The sequence below is a fragment of the Streptomyces sp. NPDC049970 genome (assembly GCF_040660235.1).
Taxonomy (GTDB): domain Bacteria; phylum Actinomycetota; class Actinomycetes; order Streptomycetales; family Streptomycetaceae; genus Streptomyces.
The window spans coordinates 18,709-41,223 of sequence record NZ_JBFALP010000005.1; the positions used below are offsets into that span (position 1 = coordinate 18,709).

22 protein-coding genes are annotated in these 22,515 nt (G+C 70.7%); 7 read left to right on the forward strand and 15 right to left on the reverse strand.

All coding sequences use genetic code 11. The features are described 5' to 3' along the window. Window positions 1-14 precede the first annotated feature (14 nt). On the reverse strand, window positions 15-845 hold the full coding sequence (locus AB0I83_RS11255) for a hypothetical protein (RefSeq protein WP_363304628.1): 831 nt from the start codon (window positions 843-845) through the stop codon (window positions 15-17). Window positions 846-1,106: 261 nt separating this feature from the next. Here AB0I83_RS11255 and AB0I83_RS11260 point away from each other — a divergent pair, with 261 nt between their 5' ends. The 5 genes from AB0I83_RS11260 to cseC all read left to right on the forward strand — a co-directional run bounded on the left by AB0I83_RS11260 (window position 1,107) and on the right by cseC (window position 5,505). Then, entirely contained in the window at window positions 1,107-2,009 is a 903-nt protein-coding gene (locus tag AB0I83_RS11260) for an A/G-specific adenine glycosylase (protein WP_356532495.1), read from the forward strand. Window positions 2,010-2,190: 181 nt separating this feature from the next. Continuing rightward, window positions 2,191-2,775 carry a SigE family RNA polymerase sigma factor gene (locus AB0I83_RS11265; protein WP_356532493.1) on the forward strand — a complete coding sequence of 195 codons (585 nt, stop codon included), beginning with the start codon at window positions 2,191-2,193 and terminating at the stop codon, window positions 2,773-2,775. 83 nt (window positions 2,776-2,858) lie between these two features. Further along, window positions 2,859-3,473: a hypothetical protein gene (locus AB0I83_RS11270; protein ID WP_363304629.1), complete on the forward strand. Its 615-nt coding sequence runs from the start codon at window positions 2,859-2,861 to the stop codon at window positions 3,471-3,473. 11 nt (window positions 3,474-3,484) lie between these two features. Then, window positions 3,485-4,192: a two-component system response regulator CseB gene (gene cseB, locus AB0I83_RS11275; RefSeq protein WP_356532492.1), complete on the forward strand. Its 708-nt coding sequence runs from the start codon at window positions 3,485-3,487 to the stop codon at window positions 4,190-4,192. After that, on the forward strand, window positions 4,189-5,505 hold the full coding sequence (gene cseC, locus AB0I83_RS11280; protein WP_356532491.1) for a two-component system sensor histidine kinase CseC: 1,317 nt from the start codon (window positions 4,189-4,191) through the stop codon (window positions 5,503-5,505). The genes cseB and cseC overlap by 4 nt, the downstream gene beginning before the upstream one ends. Before the next feature lie 97 nt (window positions 5,506-5,602). Here the strand turns inward: cseC and AB0I83_RS11285 are convergent, their stop codons facing one another. Further along, window positions 5,603-7,210, reverse strand: coding sequence for an MDR family MFS transporter (locus tag AB0I83_RS11285; protein ID WP_363304408.1), 1,608 nt, complete (start codon window positions 7,208-7,210; stop codon window positions 5,603-5,605). 131 nt (window positions 7,211-7,341) lie between these two features. On the opposite strand from AB0I83_RS11285, the gene AB0I83_RS11290 reads away from it, so the two are divergent. Then, the gene (locus AB0I83_RS11290; protein WP_363304409.1) at window positions 7,342-7,926 is read left to right on the forward strand and encodes a helix-turn-helix domain-containing protein; all 585 of its coding nucleotides are present in this window, start codon (window positions 7,342-7,344) and stop codon (window positions 7,924-7,926) included. Between the two features lie 24 nt (window positions 7,927-7,950). Here AB0I83_RS11290 and AB0I83_RS11295 read toward each other — a convergent pair whose 3' ends face one another. The 3 genes from AB0I83_RS11295 to AB0I83_RS11305 all read right to left on the reverse strand — a co-directional run bounded on the left by AB0I83_RS11295 (window position 7,951) and on the right by AB0I83_RS11305 (window position 13,198). Beyond that, entirely contained in the window at window positions 7,951-8,673 is a 723-nt protein-coding gene (locus AB0I83_RS11295) for a M23 family metallopeptidase (protein ID WP_356841987.1), read from the reverse strand. A gap of 635 nt (window positions 8,674-9,308) precedes the next feature. After that, complete coding sequence (locus AB0I83_RS11300; RefSeq protein ID WP_363304410.1) at window positions 9,309-9,962, reverse strand: hypothetical protein; 654 nt, start codon at window positions 9,960-9,962, stop codon at window positions 9,309-9,311. 707 nt (window positions 9,963-10,669) lie between these two features. Next, a complete protein-coding gene (locus AB0I83_RS11305) occupies window positions 10,670-13,198 on the reverse strand; it encodes an ATP-dependent Clp protease ATP-binding subunit (protein ID WP_356532485.1) in 2,529 nt (842 codons plus the stop codon). A gap of 439 nt (window positions 13,199-13,637) precedes the next feature. Here AB0I83_RS11305 and AB0I83_RS11310 point away from each other — a divergent pair, with 439 nt between their 5' ends. Next, a complete protein-coding gene (locus tag AB0I83_RS11310) occupies window positions 13,638-14,225 on the forward strand; it encodes an SCO3374 family protein (RefSeq protein ID WP_363304411.1) in 588 nt (195 codons plus the stop codon). Here the strand turns inward: AB0I83_RS11310 and AB0I83_RS11315 are convergent. From AB0I83_RS11315 to AB0I83_RS11360, 10 genes are all read right to left on the reverse strand, one after another. Next, a complete protein-coding gene (locus tag AB0I83_RS11315) occupies window positions 14,204-14,539 on the reverse strand; it encodes an Lsr2 family protein (protein ID WP_356532482.1) in 336 nt (111 codons plus the stop codon). The two genes, AB0I83_RS11310 and AB0I83_RS11315, sit on opposite strands and share 22 nt — an antisense overlap. 144 nt (window positions 14,540-14,683) lie before the next feature. Beyond that, window positions 14,684-15,181: an amino-acid N-acetyltransferase gene (locus tag AB0I83_RS11320; protein WP_356532534.1), complete on the reverse strand. Its 498-nt coding sequence runs from the start codon at window positions 15,179-15,181 to the stop codon at window positions 14,684-14,686. A 129-nt stretch (window positions 15,182-15,310) separates the two neighbouring features. Next, window positions 15,311-15,745: a BlaI/MecI/CopY family transcriptional regulator gene (locus tag AB0I83_RS11325; protein ID WP_356532480.1), complete on the reverse strand. Its 435-nt coding sequence runs from the start codon at window positions 15,743-15,745 to the stop codon at window positions 15,311-15,313. A 101-nt stretch (window positions 15,746-15,846) separates the two neighbouring features. Next, window positions 15,847-16,026 carry a hypothetical protein gene (locus AB0I83_RS11330; RefSeq protein ID WP_356532478.1) on the reverse strand — a complete coding sequence of 60 codons (180 nt, stop codon included), beginning with the start codon at window positions 16,024-16,026 and terminating at the stop codon, window positions 15,847-15,849. A gap of 65 nt (window positions 16,027-16,091) precedes the next feature. Beyond that, complete coding sequence (locus tag AB0I83_RS11335) at window positions 16,092-16,688, reverse strand: hypothetical protein (RefSeq protein ID WP_356532533.1); 597 nt, start codon at window positions 16,686-16,688, stop codon at window positions 16,092-16,094. Between the two features lie 140 nt (window positions 16,689-16,828). Continuing rightward, window positions 16,829-17,626, reverse strand: a complete 798-nt coding sequence (locus tag AB0I83_RS11340; protein ID WP_356532477.1) for a type III pantothenate kinase — start codon at window positions 17,624-17,626, stop codon at window positions 16,829-16,831. Continuing rightward, window positions 17,626-18,657, reverse strand: a complete 1,032-nt coding sequence (gene nadC, locus AB0I83_RS11345; protein WP_356532475.1) for a carboxylating nicotinate-nucleotide diphosphorylase — start codon at window positions 18,655-18,657, stop codon at window positions 17,626-17,628. The genes AB0I83_RS11340 and nadC overlap by 1 nt, the downstream gene beginning before the upstream one ends. A 2-nt stretch (window positions 18,658-18,659) precedes the next feature. Next, complete coding sequence (locus AB0I83_RS11350; RefSeq protein WP_363304412.1) at window positions 18,660-20,420, reverse strand: L-aspartate oxidase; 1,761 nt, start codon at window positions 20,418-20,420, stop codon at window positions 18,660-18,662. After that, a complete protein-coding gene (panC, locus tag AB0I83_RS11355; RefSeq protein WP_363304413.1) occupies window positions 20,417-21,430 on the reverse strand; it encodes a pantoate--beta-alanine ligase in 1,014 nt (337 codons plus the stop codon). Before panC ends, AB0I83_RS11350 begins: the two co-directional genes overlap by 4 nt. After that, complete coding sequence (locus AB0I83_RS11360; protein WP_356841980.1) at window positions 21,427-22,404, reverse strand: DUF2520 domain-containing protein; 978 nt, start codon at window positions 22,402-22,404, stop codon at window positions 21,427-21,429. Before AB0I83_RS11360 ends, panC begins: the two co-directional genes overlap by 4 nt. Window positions 22,405-22,515: the final 111 nt, after the last annotated feature.

Sequence of the window (22,515 nt, forward strand, 5' to 3'; positions counted from 1 at the left end):
CCGGGAACGCCCCGTCAGTCCTTGGCCAGGACGAACGAGGTCCGCTGGACGCTCTCGCCCGGGATCTCGGCCTCCAGCAGGTACGTCCCCGGAGCGGCGGAGCCCGGAGGCGGTGTCGCACACTTGGGGGCGCTCTTCTTCCGGTCCCACTCCACGGTGTGGACGACCGTCGCACGCGCGGGGATCCTCAGGAAGTAGGCGCCGGAGGCCGGGCAGTCCGCGGACGACCACAGCTGCTCGTCGTCCTCGCCCGCCTCGGTGATCGTGAGCACCGCGTTCTTCGGGCCGAAGTCGGCCTTGCAGTCGGCGGCCGAGGTGTTCCTGGCGGTCAGCCGGAAGCGCGGCTTGTCGTCGGGGCCGAAGCTGTTGTCCGTCCGCACGCTCAACTGGATCACCGCTGGTGTGCAGTTGGGGAGCGAGGAACCGGCCGGCACCCGCGAGCCGGCGCTTCCGCCGCCGGCTGTGCCCGTGCTCGAACCCCCCGAGCCCGCGGAACCGTCCGAACCGCCGGTGTCGGAGCCCGCCTCGCCGCCCGTGCCGGCGCTCCCGCCTCCGCCGGAGCCCCCGGCCGCGCCGGTGTCACCGCCGCCGCCACCGCTGTCACCCGACTCGTCACGTCCGCCCGGAGGTTGACCGACGACGGGGCCGGAACCGGAGGGCCCCGGCGTGATGGACGGTGCGGGGTCCTGGCCACCCGGCTTGCCGTCGTCCGCGCCTCCGCCACTGCCGCCGCCCCTGGTGACGGCCAACGCGACCAGCGCCGCGAGCAGCGCGATCACGAGCACCGCTACTGCTCTCCGACGCCAATAGATGCTGGAGGGAAGCGGCCCGACCGGATTGCGCATAGAACCCACGGACCGAACTGTACGAGAGATCACGCCCAACTCCGGCCCCCAACCGCCGCTCTGATCGACAAGTTTTCCGGATCATCATCACGGAGCGGCCGTTGCCGGGCGCTTCCAGCCACTTTGCACCGGCTCGGACATCGTCCGCCCCGTACGAAGAGACAGAACGGGTGGCAATATCACCCCGTGAGCCCTCAGCCGGGCCGACACCCCCGTGGCCGTACCCGATGTCCCACCTTCCGTGCCAGGATCGTGGGTGCGATGACTGCCACGACTTCGACACAGACGCCCCCCGCCTCCCTCCATACGCCCGTCATCGGGTGGTTCGAGCAGCACGCCCGCGATCTCCCCTGGCGCCGCCCCGAAGCGGGTGCCTGGGGTGTGATGGTGAGCGAGTTCATGCTCCAGCAGACCCCGGTGAACCGGGTCCTCCCGGTCTACGAGCAGTGGCTGGCCCGCTGGCCGCGCCCCGCCGACCTGGCCGCCGACGCACCGGGCGAGGCCGTCCGCGCCTGGGGCCGGCTCGGCTATCCCCGGCGCGCGCTCCGCCTGCACGGGGCGGCCCAGGCGATAACGGAACGCCACGGCGGTGACGTGCCGAGCGAGCACGGCCAGTTGCTCGCACTGCCCGGGATCGGTGAGTACACGGCCGCGGCCGTGGCCTCGTTCGCGTACGGGCAGCGGCACGCGGTGCTGGACACGAACGTCCGCAGGGTGTTCGCCAGGGCCGCCACCGGCATCCAGTACCCGCCGAACGCGACCACCGCGGCGGAGCGCAAGCTCGCCCGCGCCCTGCTCCCCGAGGAGGACGAGCGCGCCGCGCGCTGGGCGGCGGCCACCATGGAGCTCGGCGCACTGGTGTGCACCGCGAAGGGCGAGGACTGCACGCGCTGCCCGATCTCCGGACAGTGCGCCTGGCTGCTGGCCGGGAAGCCCGCCCACCAGGGGCCCGCCCGTCGAGGTCAGACCTACGCCGGTACGGACCGGCAGGTGCGGGGGCGGCTGCTCGCGGTGCTGCGTGACGCGATCACCCCGGTGCCGCAGTCGGCGCTGGACGCGGTGTGGGAGGAGCCCGTGCAGCGGGCCCGTGCTCTGGACGGACTCGTCGCCGACGGCCTGGTCGAGCCCCTGGCGAACGACCGGTACCGACTGCCCATGACCTGACCTGCCCAGGACGCATGCTGCCCATCGGCTGTTACACAACCGATGGGCAGCCGTGCGTCCGCCTACGGCTGCTCCGCACAGCCCCGTGACAACACCTCCGTAACGTCACCGGACGTCGGCCGATGGGACCACCTGGCCGTCGGCGGCACGACGGGGATCCACGGGGACGGAGGCGGTTGTTATGGCGCAGGGCGAGGTGCTCGGATTCGAGGAGTACGTGCGGACCAGGCAGGACGCGCTGCTGCGCAGTGCCCGTCGGCTCGTGCCGGACCCCGTGGACGCGCAGGACCTGCTGCAGACCGCCCTGGCCCGCACCTACCGCCGCTGGGACGGGATCGCCGACAAGTCCCTCGCCGACGCCTATCTCCGCCGCGTCATGATCAACACGCGGACGGAGTGGTGGCGGGCCCGCAAGCTCGACGAGGTCCCCACCGAGCAGCTCCCCGACGCGAGCGTGGACGACGGGGCCGAGCAGCGCGCCGACCGCGCCCTGCTCATGGACGTGCTCGGCGTGCTGGCTCCCAAGCAGCGCAGCGTCGTCGTGCTGCGACACTGGGAGCAGATGAGCACGGAAGAGACGGCCGCGGCCCTCGGAATGTCGGCCGGCACGGTGAAGAGCACGCTGCACCGCGCTCTGGCGCGCCTGCGTCAGGAGCTGGAGGACCGTGCGGCCCTGAGCCGTGAGGCCGAGGGCGCGCCCGCGCGGATCCCCGCGCAGCGCAACGGGCGTCACGTCGAGCGGGGGCGGGAGCGGTGCGCGGCCTGAACGGAGGACGCGGGGACGACAGCGACACGGCGGCAGGCCCGTACGGCAGGCTCCGGGCAGGTCTCGCGGCGGGGAGCACGGCGGTGGCCGGGCTCGCCGCCCTCGCGCTGTTCTGCGCGGGCTGTTCCACCGGTGGTACGGGCACGCGGGACGCGGGTCCGGCGGACGCCCGGCCTGCCGGGCCGGCCACGGCGCCCGGTGTCGTTCCGGCCGGGTCGGCGAAGCCCGCGCAGCCCCGGGTCGACGCGGTGCGGCTCGTCGAGAGCGATCCGAAGGTCAGCCGCAGGTTCAAGGACGACCTCAAGCCCTGCACCGGCGACGAGTACCCGATCGACACCTCGTACGGCACGCTCACCGACGGCCCGGCGCCCGACGTCGTGGTCAACGTGATGACCTGCGGCGACTCGGTGGGCGTCGGCACCTACGTGTACCGGCAGCGGGAGGACGGTTCGTACGGCAACGTCTTCGCCGCCGAGACACCCGCGGTCTACGGCACCATCGACCGGGGAGACCTCGTGGTGACGACCCAGGTGTACGAGTCGAAGGACTCGGTCGCGTACCCCTCGGGCGAGGACATCGTCACCTACCGCTGGACGGCCGACCGTTTCGCCGAGACCGACCGGGTGCACAACGACTTCAACCGGGCCGTCGGCAACGGGGAGGGCCCCCTCCCCGTACCCCAGACCGCGAAGAACTGAGAGCCGCCCGCATGGCCGAGACCCATGTCCTCTTCGTCGAGGACGACGACGTCATCCGAGAGGCGACCCAGCTCGCGCTGGAGCGGGTCGGTTTCGCCGTCACCGCGGTGCCCGACGGCCTGCTGGGCCTGGAGGCCTTCCGGGCGGACCGACCGGACATCGCGCTGCTGGACGTGATGGTGCCCGGACTGGACGGTGTCAGCCTGTGCCGCCGCATCCGGGACGAGTCGACGGTGCCCGTGATCATGCTGTCGGCACGGGCCGACGCGATCGACGTGGTGCTCGGCCTGGAGGCCGGGGCGGACGACTACGTCACCAAGCCGTTCGACGGGGCGGTGCTCGTCGCGCGGATCCGCGCCGTGCTGCGGCGCTTCGGCCACGCGGCCGGTGCGGGCGGTGCCACCGCCGGCGAAGGCGCTCCGGACGAGGCTGACGGGGTGCTCGTCTTCGGCGACGTACAGATCGACACCGAGGGCATGGAGGTACGCCGAGGGGGCGCCCCCGTGGGCCTGACGCCGACCGAGATGCGGCTGCTGCTGGAGTTCTCCTCGGCGCCGGGAACGGTCCTCTCGCGGGACAGGCTCCTGGAACGGGTCTGGGACTACGGCTGGGGCGGGGACACCCGGGTCGTCGACGTCCACGTCCAGCGGCTGCGGACGAAGATCGGGCAGGACCGCATCGAGACGGTCCGCGGCTTCGGCTACAAGCTCCGAGCATGAGGCGGCTGGCGCTGCGGACCGGTGTCCGCTGGAAGATCAGCATCGCGATCGCCGCCGTCGGCGCGCTCATCGCGCTGGCCCTGAGTCTCGTCGTCCACAACGCCGCCCGCGTCTCGATGCTGGAGAACGCGCGGGAGGTGCAGATGGAGCGGCTGCTGTTCGCCCAGCGGCTCTACGAGGCGACGAACACACAGAACGCGTCGCCGAAGTTCGGCGCCAAGATCAACGATCCGTCCCTGCCGGCGAGCCTGCGCGAGCGTATCCAGGACGACCGGCGGGCCACCCACGTCGACGAGTACGAGGACGGCGTGCCCGACGTCTGGGCCGCGGTACCTCTGGCGAACGGCGACGTCCTGTCGCTGCACACCCGCTTCGCCGACCGCAACGCCACGGTCATGGACGACCTCGACCGCGCGTTGATCATCGGCTCGGTCTCGGTCGTCTTCGGCGGCTGCGCGCTGGGCGTCCTGATCGGCGGCCAGCTGTCCCGGAGGCTGCGCAAGGCGGCGGCCGCGGCCGGAAGGGTCGCCCAGGGCAACACGGAAGTACGCGTCCGAGAGGCCGTCGGCGGTGTCGTACGGGACGAGACCGACGAGCTGGCCCGCGCCGTGGACGCGCTCACCGACGCGCTGAACGAGCGGATCGAGGCCGAGCGCCGGGTCACCGCGGACATCGCCCATGAGCTGCGCACCCCGGTGACCGGGCTGCTCACGGCCGCCGAGCTGCTGCCCCCTGGACGGCCGACCGAGCTCGTACGCGACCGGGCCCAGGCGATGCGGACACTGGTGGAGGACGTCCTCGAAGTGGCGAGGCTGGACAGTGCGTCGGAGCGTGCCGAGCTGCAGGATCTGCCACTGGGCGAGTTCGTCGCCCGTCGGGTCCGGCTGCTCGATCCGGCGATCACCGTACTGGTGCTGCACGAGTCCTGGGTGGCCACGGACCCCCGGCGGCTGGAGCGCATCCTCGGCAATCTGCTGGGCAACGCCGCCAAGCACGGGGCCGGGCCGGTCGAGGTCACGGTCGAGGGCCGGGTGGTCCGGGTGCGGGACCACGGGCCGGGCTTCCCCGAGGCACTGCTGCGGGAGGGGCCGAGCAGGTTCCGTACCGGAAGCACCGACCGGGCGGGGCGGGGCCACGGTCTCGGGCTGACCATCGCCGCCGGACAGGCGCGGGTCCTGGGCGCCAGGCTGACCTTCCGCAACGCGGGCAGCGCCGAGGGCACGGGCGGGGCGATCGCCGTGCTGTGGCTGCCGGAGCACGCTCCGACCAACACCGGGAGCTTCCCGCTCCTGCCGCAGGACGACGGGGCCTGAGCTCCGCCGTACGCGTGCACGGGGCCCGAGCTCCGCGTACGCGTGCACGGGGCCCGAGCGGTGTCTCCCGCCGGGCCCCGCGCACGCGTACGACCGATCAGACGGCCTGTGCCTCCTTGGCCCCCGCGGTCGCCGCCGTGCCGTCCCCCTCCGGGGCGCCTTCGGAGTCAGGCTCGCCGGGCTTCACCGCGCCCCGCAGCGGGACCTCCTTGACGAACAGCGCCGCCAGCAGAGCGACCACCGCGACCGTGCCGCCGACCAGGAAGGCGATGTGCGTACCGGAGGCCACGGCGAACTCGTACGCCTCACGGGCCGGCGCCGGAAGCTTCGCCAGGCTCGCCGCGTCCAGCTGCGCCGACCTCTCGGTCACACCGCCGCCGCCTCGCCGGGCCATCTCGTCCTGCACCCGCCCGGTGAAGAGGGCGCCCATGATCGCGACCCCGAAGGAGCTGCCGAGCGTACGGAAGAGGGTGGTGGCGGACGAGGCGACGCCCATGTCCTTGAGCTCGACGCTGTTCTGCGCCACGAGCATCGTGATCTGCATCAGGAAGCCCATGCCGGCGCCGAGCACCGCCATGTAGACGCCGGAGGTGAAGCGGCTGGTGCCGGTGTCCATGGTGGCCAGCAGGAACAGCCCCGCGACCATCAGGACGCTGCCCACGATCGGGAAGATCTTGTACTTGCCGGTGCTGGTGGTGATCCGGCCCGCGACCAGCGAGACGACCATCATCGAGAGCAGCATCGGCAGGAGCAGCAGCCCTGAGTTGGTGGCCGACGCACCCTGCACCGACTGCTGGTAGAGCGGCAGGAACAGCACCGCTCCGAACATCACGAAGCCGGCCATGAAACCGACCACCGACATGAGGGTGAAGTTGCGGCTGCGGAAGATGTGGAGCGGGATCACCGGCTCCGCGGCCTTCGTCTCGACGAAGACGAAGCCGACGAGGGAGGCCACGCCGAGCGCGACGAGCTCCATGATCACGGCCGAGCCCCAGGCGTACTCCGTACCTCCCCAGGTGGTGACCAGCACGATCGCCGTGATGCCCACGGTGAGGAGCGCGGCGCCCAGGTAGTCGACCTTGGTCTTCTTCCGCTCCTTGCGGGGCAGGTGCAGCACCGCGGTGACCATGGCGAGCGCGACCGCCCCGAGCGGCAGGTTGATGTAGAAGCTCCAGCGCCAGCCCAGGTGGTCGGTGATGGTTCCGCCGACCAGCGGCCCGCCGATCATGGCCACGGCCATCACGCCGGCCATCATGCCCTGGTACTTGCCGCGCTCCCGCGGAGGCACCAGGTCGCCGAGGATCGCCATGACGCCGACCATCAGGCCGCCCGCGCCGAGGCCCTGGACCGCGCGGAACCCGATCAGCTGGCCCATGTCCTGGGCCATACCGCTCAGCACCGAGCCGATCAGGAAGATCACGATGGACGTGAGGAAGATGCCCTTGCGCCCGTACAGGTCACCGAGCTTGCCCCAGATGGGTGTGGAGGCCGCGGTGGCCAGGGTGTAGGCAGTCACGACCCACGACAGGTGCTCCATCCCGCCCAGGTCGCCCAGGTCGCCCACGATCGTCGGCATCGCGGTGCCGACGATCAGGTTGTCGAGCATGGCCAGCAGCATCGTGATCATCAAGGCCAGAACCACCACCCTGATACTGCGCTCCCGCGGTTCGGCCGGGCCGGCCGCCGTCTTCTTCAGTTCCGCCATGTCGTCTTCCCCTGATCCCCTGGTGTCCGGTCCGCCGACCCGACACTTACTTGCCGCCCGGCTAGTTGGCTACACTGAGGAAAGTAGACCCGTAACTAGCCGGGCGTCAAGTAAGTTCTTGGGAGAGTCGCATGGGCAGCACGCCGCAGCCGCGCCGGGGCAACACCCGCCAGCGCATTCAGGACGTCGCCCTGGAGCTCTTCGCCGAACAGGGCTACGAGAAGACGTCGCTGCGCGAGATCGCCGAGCACCTGAAGGTCACCAAGGCCGCGCTGTACTACCACTTCAAGACCAAGGAAGACATTCTCAACAGCATCTTCGAGGACCTGAACCGGCCGGTCGAGGAGCTCCTGGCCTGGGGCAAGGAGCAGCCCCGGACGCTGGGGACGAAGAAGGAGATCCTGGTCCGCTACAGCGACGCGCTGCGGGCCGCGGCCCCGCTCTTCGTCTTCATGCAGGAGAACCAGGCGACGGTACGCGAACTGAGCATCGGGCACACCATCAAGCACCGGGCCATCGCCCTGGTCGACCTGATCAAGGACCCGGACGCCCCGCTCGCCGACCAGGTGCGCTGCTTCACCGCGCTGATGGCCCTGCACGCGGGCGTCTTCGCCCTCAGGGACGCCGAAGGCGACCCCGAGGAGAAGCGCGAGGCTGCTCTCGAGGTCGCCATCGAGTTGGTGACCAGGGCCCACGACCCGGAGTCCGCCGCCTGACGGGCGGAGCCGGGGTCAGGCGTCTCAGATGTGGACGTGCACGGAGTCCAGGTAGGAGACCGGGTTGATCGCGGAACCGTAGTTCGGGGTGTTGCGGATCTCGAAGTGCAGGTGGGGACCGCTGGAGTTTCCGGTGTTGCCGGACAGCGCGATCTTTTCACCCGTCTTGACGCGGTCGCCCACGTTGACCTCGATCTTCGAGAGGTGCGCGTACTGCGAGTACTTGCCGTTGGCGTGCTTGATCACGATGGCGTTGCCGTACGCGGGACCGTCGCCGCCGCCGTTCGGGCCGACCTTGACGACCCGGCCGGTGTGCGCGGCCTCGACCTTGGTGCCGATCGGCACCGCGAAGTCCTGGCCGGAGTGCTTGTGGGCCCAGCGGTCGCCGCCGGTGCCGTAGGTGGCGCTCAGCTGGTAGTGGCTGACCGGCGCCTCCCACGAGGCGGCCTTCTTCTTAGCCGCGGCCTTCTTCTTGGCAGCCGCCTTCTTCTTCGCCGCGGCCTGCTCGGCCTTGTCGGCCTTCGCCTTGTCGGCGGCCTTGCCCTGGGCGGTCGCCTGCTTGGAGACGGAGTCGGCGGTGGCCGCGCCGGCGAGGGCCGCGGTGTCCGCGGTGCCCGTCGTGCCGGACGCGAACGCCGCGCCCGCGCCGAACACCATCGACGCACCCAGGCCTGCGGCCACGACGGCGCCACTGACGCGGGACATGGACGGGCGGCGGGAGTGCTGGAACGTAACGCGCTTCGACATGCGGGATGAACCTCCGGGATGACTGGAACCCGGCACTCTGTCCGGGCTTGCTCCACCTTGGTAACCCGCACCCCCGGCAACACTCAAACCCCCCATCTACGATCAAAAGCCGTAGATGGGGGGCCGGGAATTCATCGGAGTCGCCTGCCGCGGCGGGGGCGGACGATCTTCCGGATATTTTTCGCGAAGCAGGTTTAGCCCCAGCTCCGAGGACATCGCTCCTGGATACAAGCCTGCAATGCATGCATATCGCCACAAATGGCGAAAGACTTACCCGGCGCGGGCCGAAGGTCCCTCCACCGGTCCCCGCGACATCTCCTAACACCCGTAGTAGGCCTCCAGAGGCCTGTGCGCCTTGTCACCGCCGGCGGGCCCGAAGGCTGTCCGTTTCGGGACCTTCGACTCCCGGGTCGACACGAGCACAGGGGCCACCCACACCGGCCCCGGAGAGGCCGCAGCCTCGTCGGACCAGGCGGGCGGGGAGCATCGGGCGCGACACCGCATGGCCGCCGACGCCCTGCCGCAGCCAAGAACACCGCCGACCCTGCCGCCTACGGCGAACCTGGAATCGGGGGCGGGCCCGCCCCCCGATTCCAGGCATCACTCAACTGTCGGAGCAGACGGGAACGTCGGCATCACCGGGCACGAAGAGCCCTGACACCGGCGGCTTCGAAGTCGTAGACGCTCCGGTTGAGCCGCAGGCCGTCGACCGCGCCGATCCACATGCTGTCGCGCCCCTTGCCCACCGCCGCGGTGTAGATGACCGCCTGCGCACCACCGTCGGCGAGCGCGGCCTTCAGCTGCTGGAAACTGCACTGCGTGGTCTGGTTGCAGCCGGTGACAGTGCCGGCGTTGCCCGTGAGAAACCACCGGCCGGTCGTGGTGGCGTCCAGATAGGGGCTCCAGCGATCGGTCACCGGAGAGGCGTCCGGCACCCACACCATCGAGGAGTAGGTGGTGGCCGGGGCTGCCGCCAGGCTCGGATTGATCTCGAACCTGATGTTGGGCATGTTCTGCGGGCCGCCGTAGGAGACGTTCTCGCCGGTCTGGAAGACGTGGAAGCCCACCTTCGTCAACCCGGATACGGGGTCGCCGTAGAAGTCGACCTCGTTGCCGAAGTCGACCTTCTCGCTGGGCGGAGTGAGAGAGGTGGAGCTGTCCGCCACCTCGATGCCCAGGCTGCCTGTTCCGTACGGCGGCCGGGCGGAGGGGCCGGTCACGCCGAACGATCCGAACGGTCCGTTCCTCAGCGCGGCAACGGGAGAGCCGATCGTGTTGCGGGTGATCACACCCCAGTGGTCAGCCCCTCCATGACCGCCACCGGCAACAGCCGACGCCGACACGGGGACTGCCGTGGCTGCGATCGCGACCAGCGCCGTCGCACCGAGAACCACTTTCCGCTTCAAGCCAAAGCGAGCGCTCACGCTCATTCCTTCCGGGTGGTTGATGGGGCAACAGGAACATCGCAACCGAGCGGCGCACCCCACCAAAGCAATGCGCTTTGTAGCGCGAAGTCACGAGATGTGACTTATGTGTGAATGTTTTCCGCACTTCGCGTAGCGGGCAAACCGGAATCCGCATGACTCTCCGTCGCTGCCGCCGGACCGGCCACGATGTCCAACGGCAGCGGAAACAGCGGTCGGCCTTGGATCCCGGACCGCGCTTCGGGCACGCGACGGTTCCCGCCCGAACCCACCAGGGTCACCTCCGGTTCGGCGCGGCAGTACTGCCGCTCCGATGCAGTAGCGCAAACGAACACCGATGCGCCGCCGCGCTCGCCCTCATCCGCTGCCCGGGACCGACCACTGAGGATGGCGCCGGTCAACCTGCTGCGTGGCGATCCGCCAGCCGCGAGCGCTGTAGGACGATCGGCGCCGGTCCCTGCCACCGCACCGTGCTCGTCGAGCCACTGATCGAAGGCGAGCGGAAAAAGGGGCTGCCCCGGACCGACAACCGGTCCGGGGCAGCCCCTTCAGAGCTCAGGCGCTACGCGCCCTCACGCGTCCTTCGTCAGATTCGGGCCGGCGCCGCCTGCCGCCTGCTCGATCGGCGGGACGTCGGGCAGTGCCGACTTCTCCTCGCCTCGGAAGGAGAACTTCTTGTCGTCGCCTTCGCCCTCGGTGCCGACGACCACGATGTGACCGGGACGCAGCTCACCGAAGAGGATCTTCTCGGAGAGGATGTCCTCGATCTCGCGCTGGATCGTCCGGCGCAGCGGCCGGGCGCCCATCACGGGGTCGTAGCCCTTCTTCGCGAGGAGCGACTTGGCCTCGGCGCTGAGCTCGATGCCCATGTCGCGGTCCTTGAGGCGCTCATCCACCTTGTCGACCATGAGGTCGACGATCTGGATGATGTCCTCCTCGGTCAGCTGGTGGAAGACGACCGTGTCGTCGACACGGTTGAGGAACTCGGGCCGGAAGTGCTGCTTGAGCTCTTCGTTGACCTTGACCTTCATCCGCTCGTAGTTCGTCTTGACGTCGCCCTGGGCTGCGAAGCCCAGGTTGAAGCCCTTCGAGATGTCCCTGGTCCCGAGGTTGGTCGTCATGATGATGACCGTGTTCTTGAAGTCCACGACCCGGCCCTGGGAGTCGGTCAGGCGACCGTCTTCCAGAATCTGGAGCAGGGAATTGAAGATATCGGGGTGGGCCTTCTCGACCTCGTCGAAGAGAACGACGGAGAAGGGCTTGCGGCGCACCTTCTCGGTGAGCTGGCCACCCTCTTCGTAGCCCACGTAACCGGGGGGCGAACCGAAGAGACGGGAGACCGTGTGCTTCTCGCTGAACTCCGACATGTCGAGGGAGATCAGCGCGTCCTCGTCGCCGAAGAGGAATTCGGCGAGCGTCTTGGAGAGCTCCGTCTTACCGACGCCGGACGGGCCGGCGAAGATGAACGAGCCACCGGGGCGCTTCGGGTCCTTCAGACCGGCCCGCGTACGGCGGATCGCCTGCGAGAGGGCCTTGATGGCGTCCTTCTGACCGATGACGCGCTTGTGGAGCTCGTCCTCCATGCGCAGCAGACGCGAGGACTCCTCCTCGGTCAGCTTGAAGACCGGGATGCCGGTGGAGGCTGCCAGGACTTCGGCGATGAGCTCGCCGTCGACCTCGGCGACGACGTCCATGTCGCCGGCCTTCCACTCCTTCTCCCGCTTGGCCTTCGCCGCCAGCAGCTGCTTCTCCTTGTCCCGGAGCGAAGCCGCCTTCTCGAAGTCCTGGGAGTCGATGGCCGACTCCTTGTCGCGGCGCACGCCCGCGATCTTCTCGTCGAACTCGCGGAGGTCCGGCGGCGCGGTCATCCGGCGGATGCGCATCCGGGAGCCGGCCTCGTCGATCAGGTCGATCGCCTTGTCCGGCAGGAAGCGGTCCGAGATGTAGCGGTCGGCCAGGGTGGCGGCCTGCACCAGCGCCTCGTCCGTGATGGAGACCCGGTGATGGGCCTCGTAACGGTCGCGCAGACCCTTGAGGATCTCGATGGTGTGCGGCAGCGTCGGCTCCGCGACCTGGATGGGCTGGAAGCGGCGCTCGAGCGCGGCGTCCTTCTCCAGGTGCTTGCGGTACTCGTCGAGCGTCGTGGCACCGATGGTCTGGAGCTCGCCTCGCGCCAGCATGGGCTTGAGGATGCTCGCCGCGTCGATCGCGCCCTCGGCGGCGCCCGCACCCACGAGGGTGTGGAGCTCGTCGATGAACAGGATGATGTCGCCGCGGGTGCGGATCTCCTTGAGGACCTTCTTCAGGCGCTCCTCGAAGTCACCGCGGTACCGGGAGCCTGCGACCAGGGCACCGAGGTCGAGGGTGTAGAGGTGCTTGTCCTTGAGGGTCTCGGGCACCTCGCCCTTGACGATGGCCTGGGCCAGCCCCTCGACGACGGCCGTCTTGCCGACGCCGGGCTCGCCGATGAGCACCGGGTTGTTCTTGGTACGGCGGGACAGCACCTGCATGACCCGCTCGATCTCCTTCTCGCGCCCGATGACCGGGTCGAGCTTGGACTCACGAGCGGCCTGGGTGAGGTTCCGGCCGAACTGGTCGAGCACCAGGGAAGTGGAGGGCGTGCCCTCCGCGGGGCCGCCCGCTGTGGCCGCCTCCTTGCCTCCCGAGTACCCGGAGAGCAGCTGGATGACCTGCTGCCGCACCCGGTTCAGGTCGGCACCCAGCTTCACGAGGACCTGGGCGGCGACGCCCTCGCCCTCGCGGATCAGGCCGAGCAGGATGTGCTCCGTGCCGATGTAGTTGTGGCCGAGCTGAAGGGCCTCGCGGAGCGACAGCTCCAGGACCTTCTTGGCCCGGGGGGTGAAGGGGATGTGCCCGGACGGGGCCTGCTGGCCCTGACCGATGATCTCCTCCACCTGCTGGCGGACCGCCTCGAGCGAAATCCCGAGGCTCTCCAGGGCCTTAGCGGCGACACCCTCACCCTCGTGGATCAGGCCCAGGAGGATGTGCTCGGTGCCGATGTAGTTGTGGTTGAGCATCCGGGCTTCTTCCTGAGCCAGGACGACAACCCGCCGCGCGCGGTCGGTGAACCTCTCGAACATCGTTAATCGCTCCTCAGAGCGGTCAGGCAGTAAGGGGTAGGTCCCCTCCCTGTCCTTCCGCAGCTTAGTCCCGCAAGCGGGGACCGCTCATTTCAACTGCCGACACCCGGCCTTGCTTCCGGGGGATCTCCTGCCCCGAACGCCGACAACTGCTCCAACCCGATGGTGCGAGACGATGTTCCCGCAGGCCAGGCAGATAGCCCTTTCGCCAGTACGCCGATGGCGAACGTGAGACGTTTTTGCCCGCGTGTCGCCCCTTCCCACTAGGGATGTCTTACCCGCACTCACTGACAGTCCATGCGGCGCACCCCCGTTCCCTCCGCTACGGGCGAACAACTTCGTGCCGGCGGACGCGCCCGCACGCCCCCGCGGCGGGCACGGAAGGCAGTCGATCACGTGCGGTGCGTAACCACGGGGCCGTTTCGGCGGTTCAACGGACATGGCTTCCCTCGTTCCACCACCCCGTTCGTCGCCGGAGTCCGACGACTGGGCGCGGTGGTACGCCCGCGAACTCGGCTGGGCCACGGCGGGCACCTCGCCGCTGCGGCTGCTGACCGGGCTGCACTTCGACGTACTCGAACTGTCGGCCGCGGCAGGCCACGCGGCGCTGGGCCGGGTGGGACGCACCGGCCCCGTGGTGGTGGCGGGACAGCGGATGCGGTTCCTGGTCGCCGCGGGCGGCGCCGACGAGCTGCCGGGGCTGCTCGAATGGCTGGAGTGGGGCGGAATCACCCTGGATCTGACCGCCACAGGCGCCGGCGGGCACACCACGGCCCCGGCACCCCCCGGAGGATCGGCGGCGGGACCACCGGGGGCCGCACTCTGGCTGCGGCCCCCCGGACCGCGCCAGGAGGTGGAACAGTCGCTCCCGACCCTCGGCGGCTTCGGGAGCAGGGGCGGGCACGCTCCCGACCTCGTACGACTCGTGGACGCGGCGGCCACGGAATGCCACCGGGCCCGGCTCACGCACGCCCGGACACAGCCGCTGACCCATCGGCCGACAGGTCAGCCGTTGGCCTTCTCGTAAGCCTCACGGATCTCGGCGGGAACGCGACCGCGGTCATTCACGTTGTGGCCGTTCTCGCGGGCCCACTTACGGATCTCGGCGGTGTCCTTGTTGCCACCGGCAACGGCGCGGCCCTTGCCACGGCCGGTCGCGGCGCGACCACCGGTGCGACGTCCACTCTTGGTGTACGGCTCAAGAAGACCACGAAGCTTGTCCGCGTTGGTCGTGGTGAGGTCGATCTCGTAGGTCTTGCCATCCAGAGCGAACGTCACTGTCTCGTCCGCCTCGCCACCGTCGAGGTCATCAACAAGAAGGACCTGAACCTTCTGTGCCACCGGATTTCCTTTCATCGAAAATGCAGTACGCGGAAAGGAAACCGCTTTTCTCCGGAAAACACAAACCCCCGGTAGAGGTTCAGGAGTGCAAGAACACGGGAAACATGCGCGATTCGGACATAGGGTTCCGCCTACTTCCGGCGTTCACAGGTGCAGAAGCATCCGGCTGTTGCCCAAGGTGTTCGGCTTCACTCGTTCGAGACCCAGGAACTCGGCGACCCCCTCGTCATAGGAACGGAGCAGCTCGCTGTAGACATCTCCGTCGACCGGCGTCTCTCCGATCTCGGTGAAGCCGTGCTTCGCGAAGAAGTCGACTTCGAAGGTGAGGCAGAAAACCCGGCGGACACCGAGCCAACGCGCGGTCTGCAAGAGCTTGTCCAGGACCTGGTGCCCCACACCGGCCCCCTTGACGCCCTGGCCGACGGCGAGGGTGCGGACTTCCGCCAGGTCCTCCCACATCACGTGGAGTGCGCCGCAGCCGATGACACGGGCGTCCTCGTCGCGTTCGGCGACCCAGAACTCCTGGATGTCCTCGTAAAGGGTCACGGTCGCTTTGTCGAGCAGGATGCCCTCGGTGACGTAACCGTCGAGGAGTGCGCGGACCGACGCCACGTCGCTCGTCCTGGCGCGCCGGACCGTGATGGCCGGCTTATTTACCGACGGGTCGGTATGAAGATCTGAGGGAGATCCTGTTTCCGGCCGGGCACGAGCTCCGGTTTGCAACTCGGTACGGCGCGCGGTTTGCGGTTGCTCAGAGGACATCCCCCGACGCTATCGCCCGCTCCGCGGCGGCGCTTCATCGGCCGCCTCTCCGCTCCCGGGCGGGCTCACGGAAGGTTCGGGCAAGGTGGGGGCGACGACGCGCATCGCATCCCCGAGCGCCTCTCGCTGCTCCGCGGACATCATCCCGAAGAAGGCGACCAGGGCTGCCGCCGGGTTGTCGCTGCGCGACCAGGCTTCGTTCATCAGTGCGGCCGAGTACGCGGCGCGGGTGGAGACCGCCGTATATCGATATGCCCGGCCGTCCACTTCCCGGCGGACCCAGCCCTTCTGATGGAGATTGTCCATTACCGTCATGACGGTCGTGTACGCGATCGAACGTTCCTGTTGAAGATCCTCGAGAACTTCCCGCACGGTCACCGGGCGGTTCCATTGCCAGACCCGTGTCATCACGGCGTCTTCCAGCTCTCCCAATTGGCGAGGCACAGCGCCACCTTAGTGCTAGATGTCTGGAATGGGATATTTCCGGGACGACAAAAGGGCGCACGGCCCCGGAGGAGCCGTGCGCCCTTCAAGTTCCGTCCGGGTCAGGCGCCCTCGGGCCTCGGGGCCTGCTGCGCCGACTCGGCACGGGCGATCGCCGCGTCCACGGCGGCGTCCTCCTTGGCCTTGTTGGGGCCGCCCTGGCTCTTGATGATCGTCATGACGAGGCCGATGAAGAAGGCGGCCATCACCACGGGGGGCACGAGCGCGGATACGTAGTCCATGCCCTCCAGGGTAGCGAGCCCGGCTCACCGGCCACTTCCGGGCACCCCCGGGCGCGGCGCATCCGTCAGGACACGGCGCGCTCCTCCGGCGAGGGGGCCGGCGTGGGGCGACGGCGGGGCGGGAAGACCTCGGAGGGTTTGGGCATCGGACGCTCACCCGGGGCCGCCGGGCGGACCGGCCGCACGGGCCGGGCGGGGCCCGCGGGGCGCTCCGGCTCCTTGGCCGCGGCGCGCCCGCCGGGCAGGGCCAGCAGCCGGCTGCGCGGCGCGGGCGCCGTGGCGGGTGCGGCACGTCCGGCGAGCCGCGCCCGCACGGAGCGCTCCGCCAACACCTGGCAACGCTCCAGGAGCGCCGCGGCGACGGGGCCGGCACGCAGGGCGCGCAGGGCGGCGAGGTCGTCGGGGCGGGGGTCGTAGCCGGCCGCGAGAGCGTCCTGGAGCAATTCCAGGTAGCCGCTGAGCGAGCCGGGGAGCGCGTCGCGGTAGCGGGCGAGATCGGCGAGGAGGAAGGTGCGCAACCGGCCGCCCTCGCTCACCGCCTCGTCCACCGCGCCCGCGAGTCGCAGGCAGTCCTGGACATCCTCTTCCGGCAGGGGCGTGGGGTGGAGGGCGTTGGCGAGAGCGCGTCGGAGCACCCGGAGCTCGTCCGCGCTGAACGCCATGCCGCCGCGTGATCCGTAGGGCGTGGGCATGACGCGACAATACGTGCTAAAGGGACAAAATCCGCTTAACTGGCTGCCTGGCGGCGCGCCGTCCCACGCCGCGCCGCCGACTCGTTCCCGCAGGTGGTCGCGGGCGGGACCTACATGCGGGCGATGTTCCGCTCGTAGACCAGACGCAGTCCGATGAGCGTCAGCCAGGGCTCGTGCTCGTCGATGACGGAGGACTCCCCCAACACCATCGGAGCAAGGCCCCCGGTCGCGATGACGGTGACCTCGTCCGGGTCCGCCGCCAACTCCTTCTTCATGCGCGCGACCACGCCGTCGATCTGGCCCGCGAAGCCGTACACGATGCCGGACTGCATGGCCTCGACCGTGTTCTTGCCGATGACGCTGCGGGGCCTGGCCAGCTCGATCTTGCGGAGCTGGGCCCCCTTCACGCCGAGGGCCTCCACGGAGATCTCGATACCGGGCGCGATCACGCCGCCCGTGTACTCACCGCGTGCCGAGACCGCGTCGAAGGTGGTGGCCGTACCGAGGTCGACGACGATGGCGGGGCCGCCGTAGAGCTCGACGGCCGCGACCGCGTTGATGATGCGGTCCGCGCCGACCTCCTTCGGGTTGTCGGTCAGGACGGGCACGCCGGTCTTGACGCCCGGCTCCACGAGGACCGCGGGGACGTCGCCGTAGTAGCGGCGGGTGACCTCGCGGAGCTCGTGCAGAACGGCGGGGACGGTCGAGCAGATCGCGATGCCCTCGATGCCGTCGCCGAGTTCGACGCCGAGCAGCGGGTGCATGCCCATCAGGCCCTGGAGCAGCACGGCGAGCTCGTCGGCCGTACGGCGGGCGTCGGTGGAGATCCGCCAGTGCTCGACGATCTCCTCGCCGTCGAACAGGCCGAGGACGGTGTGCGAGTTCCCGACGTCGATGGTGAGCAGCATCAGGCGTCGGCCCCGTCGCGGAAGTCCAGGCCGATGTCCAGGATCGGCGAGGAGTGCGTGAGGGCGCCGACCGCCAGGTAGTCGACACCCGCGTCGGCGTAGGCCCGGGCGGAACCGATGGACAGCCGGCCCGAGGACTCCAGCACCGCGCGACCGCCGACGAGGGAGACCGCCTCGGCCGTCGCGGACGGGGTGAAGTTGTCCAGCAGGATCAGGTCGGCGCCCGCGTCGAGCACCTCGCCGACCTGCTCCAGGGTGTCGACCTCGACCTCGATCGCGAGCTCCGGGTACGCCTTCCTGACCCGGGAGAACGCCTCGGCGACACCGCCGGCCGCGATCACGTGGTTGTCCTTGACCAGAGCGGCGTCCACCAGCGACATGCGGTGGTTGACGCCACCGCCGCAGCGCACCGCGTACTTCTCCAGCGCGCGCAGCCCCGGCGTCGTCTTGCGGGTGTCGCGGACCTTGGCCTTCGTGCCTTCGAGCACGTCCGCCCAGGCGCGGGTCGCCGTCGCGATGCCGGAGAGCCGGCAGAGCAGGTTGAGCGCGCTGCGCTCGCCGGTGAGCAGGTCACGGGTGCGGGTGGTGACCGTGAGCAGCTTCTGGCCGGGTACGACCCGGTCGCCGTCCTCGACGTGGCGCTCGACCTCGAACTCGTCGGTGCAGACGATGGAGAGGACGGCCTCCGCGACGCGCAGGCCTGCGACGACGCCGGCCTCACGGGCGGTGAAGTCACCGGTGGCGACGGCGTGCTCGGGGACGGTCGCCACGGTGGTGACGTCCTCGCCCCCGTCGAGGTCCTCCTCGATCGCGACGTGGGCGATGTCCTCCACCTCGACCGGGTCCAGTCCCGCATCGGCCAGGAGCTGGGCGAGCGCGGGGTCCAGGCCGCACTCCAGGCCGTCGGGGTCGTAGCCGTCACCGCAGCCGCAGCCGTCACCGCAGCCACCGCCGGACTCGGCGGGTGCGCCGATGTGGATCAGCGGTACGTCCACAGGCGTGGGGCGAGGATTCTCTTCGGGCGTGCTCACGGTTACGGCTCCTCGGGGGCGTCGGCGGGGTGGTTCGGGAGGCCGGCGGACAGTGCGGAGTCTGCCGGGTCTCCGGGTCGTACGGGCGGGAACGCGGAACTGTCGGTCGTGCGGACGACGGGCCGCAGGTCCCGGTCGACGCGGACGACGAGGTGACGGCGCCAGGCGTCGTCACGCTCGGGGTGGTCCTCGCGCCAGTGGCAGCCGCGGGTCTCCTCGCGCTCCCGGGCGGCGGCCACCAGCACCTGCGAGACGAGGAGGAGGTTCGTGGCCTCCCACGCCTCCACCCCTGGTTCGGCGTCCTTCCGGCCGCCGTCGCCGGAGGTGTCGGCAGCGGTCCGCCCGAGCGCCTCCAGTTCGCCGGCAGCGGTGGCGAGACCGACGGCGGAGCGGATGACTCCGGCGCCCCTGCTCATGATCCGCTGGATCGCGGTCCTGGATTCCGCGGTGAGCAGCGGGACGGCGGGCGGGCCCTCGGAGTGGGCCTCGGGGACGCTCCCGCCGAGGGGAGCCGCCCGGGGCCCGTCCACGATGTCGGCCGCGATGCGCTCGGCGAAGACCAGCCCCTCCAGGAGGGAGTTGGACGCCAGCCGGTTCGCACCGTGCACACCGGTGCAGGCGACCTCCCCGCAGGCGTAGAGACCGGGCACGGTCGTACGGCCCCGCAGGTCGGTGCGCACCCCGCCCGAGGCGTAGTGCGCGGCGGGGGAGACGGGGATCGGCTCCGTCACGGGGTCGATGCCGTGGGTACGGCAGGCGGCCAGGATCGTCGGGAAGCGCTGCTCCCACATCGTGGCGCCGAAGTGCCGGGCGTCGAGATACATGTGCTCGGCACCCTGGAGGTGCATCTGGCGGGTGATGGCCTTGGCGACGATGTCACGCGGGGCGAGCTCGGCCAGTTCGTGCTGTCCCAGCATGAAGCGGTTGCCCGACGCGTCGACGAGATGGGCGCCCTCGCCCCGTACCGCCTCGGACACCAGGGGCTGCTGGCCCTCGGAGCCGGCGCCGAGGAACAGGACGGTCGGGTGGAACTGGACGAACTCCAGGTCCGACACCTCCGCTCCGGCCCGCAGCGCGAGCGCCACTCCGTCTCCCGTGGAGACCGGCGGATTGGTGGTGGCGGAGAACACCTGACCCATACCGCCGGTGGCGAGCACCACCGCCGGGGCGCGGACGGCGCCCACGCCGTCGTGCTGGCCCTCTCCCATGACGTGCAGGGTGACGCCCCGGGTACGGCCTTCGGCATCCGTGAGCAGGTCGAGGACCAGGGCGTTCTCGATGGTGCGCAGGGCGGCCGAGCGGACCGCCTCGACGAGGGCACGGGAGATCTCGGCCCCCGTCGCGTCACCGCCGGCGTGCGCGATACGGCGGCGGTGGTGGCCGCCCTCGCGGGTCAGGGCGATCGCCCCGGTGTCGGTGGTGTCGAAGTGCGCACCGGTGCCGATCAGCCGGCGCACGGCGCCGGGTCCCTCGGTGACGAGGGCGCGCACCGCCGTCTCGTCGCACAGGCCCGCCCCGGCGACCAGGGTGTCGTCGAGGTGCTGTTCGGGGGTGTCGCCCTCGCCCAGCGCGGCGGCGATACCGCCCTGCGCCCAGCGGGTGGAGCCGTCGTCGAGACGGGCCTTGGTCACGACGACGGTCGCGAGGCCCGCCGCGGCGCAGCGCAGGGCGGTGGTGAGACCGGCCACGCCCGAGCCGACCACGACCACGTCCGCGTCGATGGCCCAGCCGGGGGCGGGGGCGGCCAGCCGTATTCCGGTCATGTGAGGGCTCCGAGGGTCAGTGGGATGTTGTCGATCAGGCGGGTGGCGCCCACCCGCGCGGCCACGGCGAGTACCGCCTCGCCGCTGTCCCGGTCGTCCGGGATCTCGGTGAAGTCCGCCGGGTCCACGAGTGCCACGTAGTCCAGGGCGAGCGGCACCGCTTCCCCGGCCGCCTCGTCCAGGACGGCCTGCGCGGCGGCCCGTACTCCGGCGGGTGCGACGGCCGGACGGGCCAGTGCGACCGCCTGGGAGTCGGCGGCGGCGCGGGTCTCCCCGAGCCGGGTGAGGGCGGCCGCCCTGCCGTCGGGTTCCGGCGCGGTCCGGGCACGGACGTGCAGCACCTGCTGGGCGGCCAGCCGGTCTCGGGCCGCGAAGAGGGCCCTGGGGAGGGCGAGCGCGGTACGGCGTTCCTCGGCCGAGAGGAACCGGTTGCGGCTGGAGAGCGCGAGGCCGTCCGGGTCCCGGACCGTCGGCACGGCGACGATGTCGATGCCGAAGCTGAGGTCGCGCACCATGCGCCGGACCAGGGCGAGCTGCTGGGCGTCCTTCTGCCCGAAGAACGCGGCGTCCGGCCGGGTGAGGTGGAGGAGCTTGGCGACGACGGTGAGCATGCCGTCGAAGTGCCCGGGGCGCGAGGCGCCTTCGAACCGCTCGCCCATGGGGCCCGCGGTGATCCTCACCTGGGGGTCACCGCCGGCGTAGACCTCGTCGACGGACGGCGCGAAGACCACGTCGGCGCCCGCCTCCGAGGCGAGCGCGAGGTCCGCGTCCAGGGTGCGGGGATAGCGGTCGAGGTCCGCGGCCTCACCGAACTGGAGCGGATTGACGAAGACGGTGACGACGACCTGCCCGTCCGGCCCGGAGGCGGTGCGCGCCGCCCGGATCAGGGTGGCGTGGCCTTCGTGGAGAGCGCCCATCGTCATGACGACGGCACGGGGCGCGCCGGCGGGGCGGCCGAGGGCGTCGAGCTCGACGGCGGTGCGGATCAGGGTGGCGGGTGCGGTGGTCATCGGTCCTCCCCCGGGCCCTGCTCGTCCGGACCCTGTGCGCCGTTCTTCCCGTCGAGCGTGTTCGCGCGGTCCGACAGGACGTCGAGCAGGTCCTCCGCGAACTCCGGCTTGAGCAGACCGTGGTCCAGCGCGCGGTCGGCGGTGGCACGGGCCATGGCGAGATAACCGGCCACGGCCTGCGGGGCGTGCGTCCGCAGCTCGCGGACGTGCGCGGACACCGTCCCCGCGTCGCCGCGGGCCACCGGCCCGGTCAGCGCCGCGTCACCGGAGCGCAGGGCGTTGTCGAGCGCGGCGCCGAGCAGCGGGCCGAGCATCCGGTCGGGCGCGCCCACACCGGCCTTGCGGAGCAGCTCCATGGACTGCGCGACCAGGGTGACCAGGTGGTTCGCGCCCAGGGCGAGGGCCGCGTGGTAGAGCGCCCGGGACTCCTCGGCGATCCACTCGGGTTCGCCGCCCATCTCGATGACGAGCGCCTCCGCCGCGAGCCTGAGCTCCTCGGGGGCCGTGACCCCGAAGGAGCAGCCGGCCAGTCGCTGGACGTCGACGGGGCTGCCGGTGAAGGTCATCGCCGGATGCAGTGCGAGCGGGAGGCCGCCGGCCCGCAGCACCGGGTCGAGCACCCGCGTCCCGTAGCGCCCGGAGGTGTGGACGACGAGTTGGCCGGGCCGCACGGCACCGGTCTCGGCGAGGCCGTCGACCAGACCGGGCAACGCGTCGTCGGGAACGGTCAGCAGCACGAGCTCGGCGCGTGCGAGGACCTCGGCGGGTGTCACCAGGGGGACGTCCGGGAGCAGCGCGGCGGCCCGTCGCACGGAGGCGTCGGACACGCCCGACACCGCGACCGGGCGGTGGCCGGCCAGCCGCAGCGAGGCGGCGAGGGCGGGGCCGACCCGACCCGCGCCGACGACACCGACGGTGAGACGGGCGGGGCGGTCCCTCGGGTCGAGGGGGTCCTTGGAAACTGATGCGTTCACGCGGCTACGGCCTTCCGTTCCAGTCCGCAGGGGGTACCGGACGACTTCTCTGCATGCTACGCCAGCGTTTCGGCACGCCCACGGCTGTCCACATCCTGTGGACAACTTCTG

What these genes read in the sequence shown, in the direction of transcription:
- AB0I83_RS11255 (WP_363304628.1), bottom strand. Translation starts at nt 845, where the DNA reads ATGCGCAATCCGGTCGGGCCGCTTCCCTCCAGCATCTATTGGCGTCGG.
- AB0I83_RS11260 (WP_356532495.1), top strand. Translation starts at nt 1,107, where the DNA reads ATGACTGCCACGACTTCGACACAGACGCCCCCCGCCTCCCTCCATACG.
- AB0I83_RS11265 (WP_356532493.1), top strand. Translation starts at nt 2,191, where the DNA reads ATGGCGCAGGGCGAGGTGCTCGGATTCGAGGAGTACGTGCGGACCAGG.
- cseB (WP_356532492.1), top strand. Translation starts at nt 3,485, where the DNA reads ATGGCCGAGACCCATGTCCTCTTCGTCGAGGACGACGACGTCATCCGA.
- cseC (WP_356532491.1), top strand. Translation starts at nt 4,189, where the DNA reads ATGAGGCGGCTGGCGCTGCGGACCGGTGTCCGCTGGAAGATCAGCATC.
- AB0I83_RS11285 (WP_363304408.1), bottom strand. Translation starts at nt 7,210, where the DNA reads ATGGCGGAACTGAAGAAGACGGCGGCCGGCCCGGCCGAACCGCGGGAG.
- AB0I83_RS11290 (WP_363304409.1), top strand. Translation starts at nt 7,342, where the DNA reads ATGGGCAGCACGCCGCAGCCGCGCCGGGGCAACACCCGCCAGCGCATT.
- AB0I83_RS11295 (WP_356841987.1), bottom strand. Translation starts at nt 8,673, where the DNA reads ATGTCGAAGCGCGTTACGTTCCAGCACTCCCGCCGCCCGTCCATGTCC.
- AB0I83_RS11305 (WP_356532485.1), bottom strand. Translation starts at nt 13,198, where the DNA reads ATGTTCGAGAGGTTCACCGACCGCGCGCGGCGGGTTGTCGTCCTGGCT.
- AB0I83_RS11310 (WP_363304411.1), top strand. Translation starts at nt 13,638, where the DNA reads ATGGCTTCCCTCGTTCCACCACCCCGTTCGTCGCCGGAGTCCGACGAC.
- AB0I83_RS11330 (WP_356532478.1), bottom strand. Translation starts at nt 16,026, where the DNA reads ATGGACTACGTATCCGCGCTCGTGCCCCCCGTGGTGATGGCCGCCTTC.
- AB0I83_RS11335 (WP_356532533.1), bottom strand. Translation starts at nt 16,688, where the DNA reads ATGGCGTTCAGCGCGGACGAGCTCCGGGTGCTCCGACGCGCTCTCGCC.
- AB0I83_RS11340 (WP_356532477.1), bottom strand. Translation starts at nt 17,626, where the DNA reads ATGCTGCTCACCATCGACGTCGGGAACTCGCACACCGTCCTCGGCCTG.
- AB0I83_RS11350 (WP_363304412.1), bottom strand. Translation starts at nt 20,420, where the DNA reads ATGACCGGAATACGGCTGGCCGCCCCCGCCCCCGGCTGGGCCATCGAC.
- panC (WP_363304413.1), bottom strand. Translation starts at nt 21,430, where the DNA reads ATGACCACCGCACCCGCCACCCTGATCCGCACCGCCGTCGAGCTCGAC.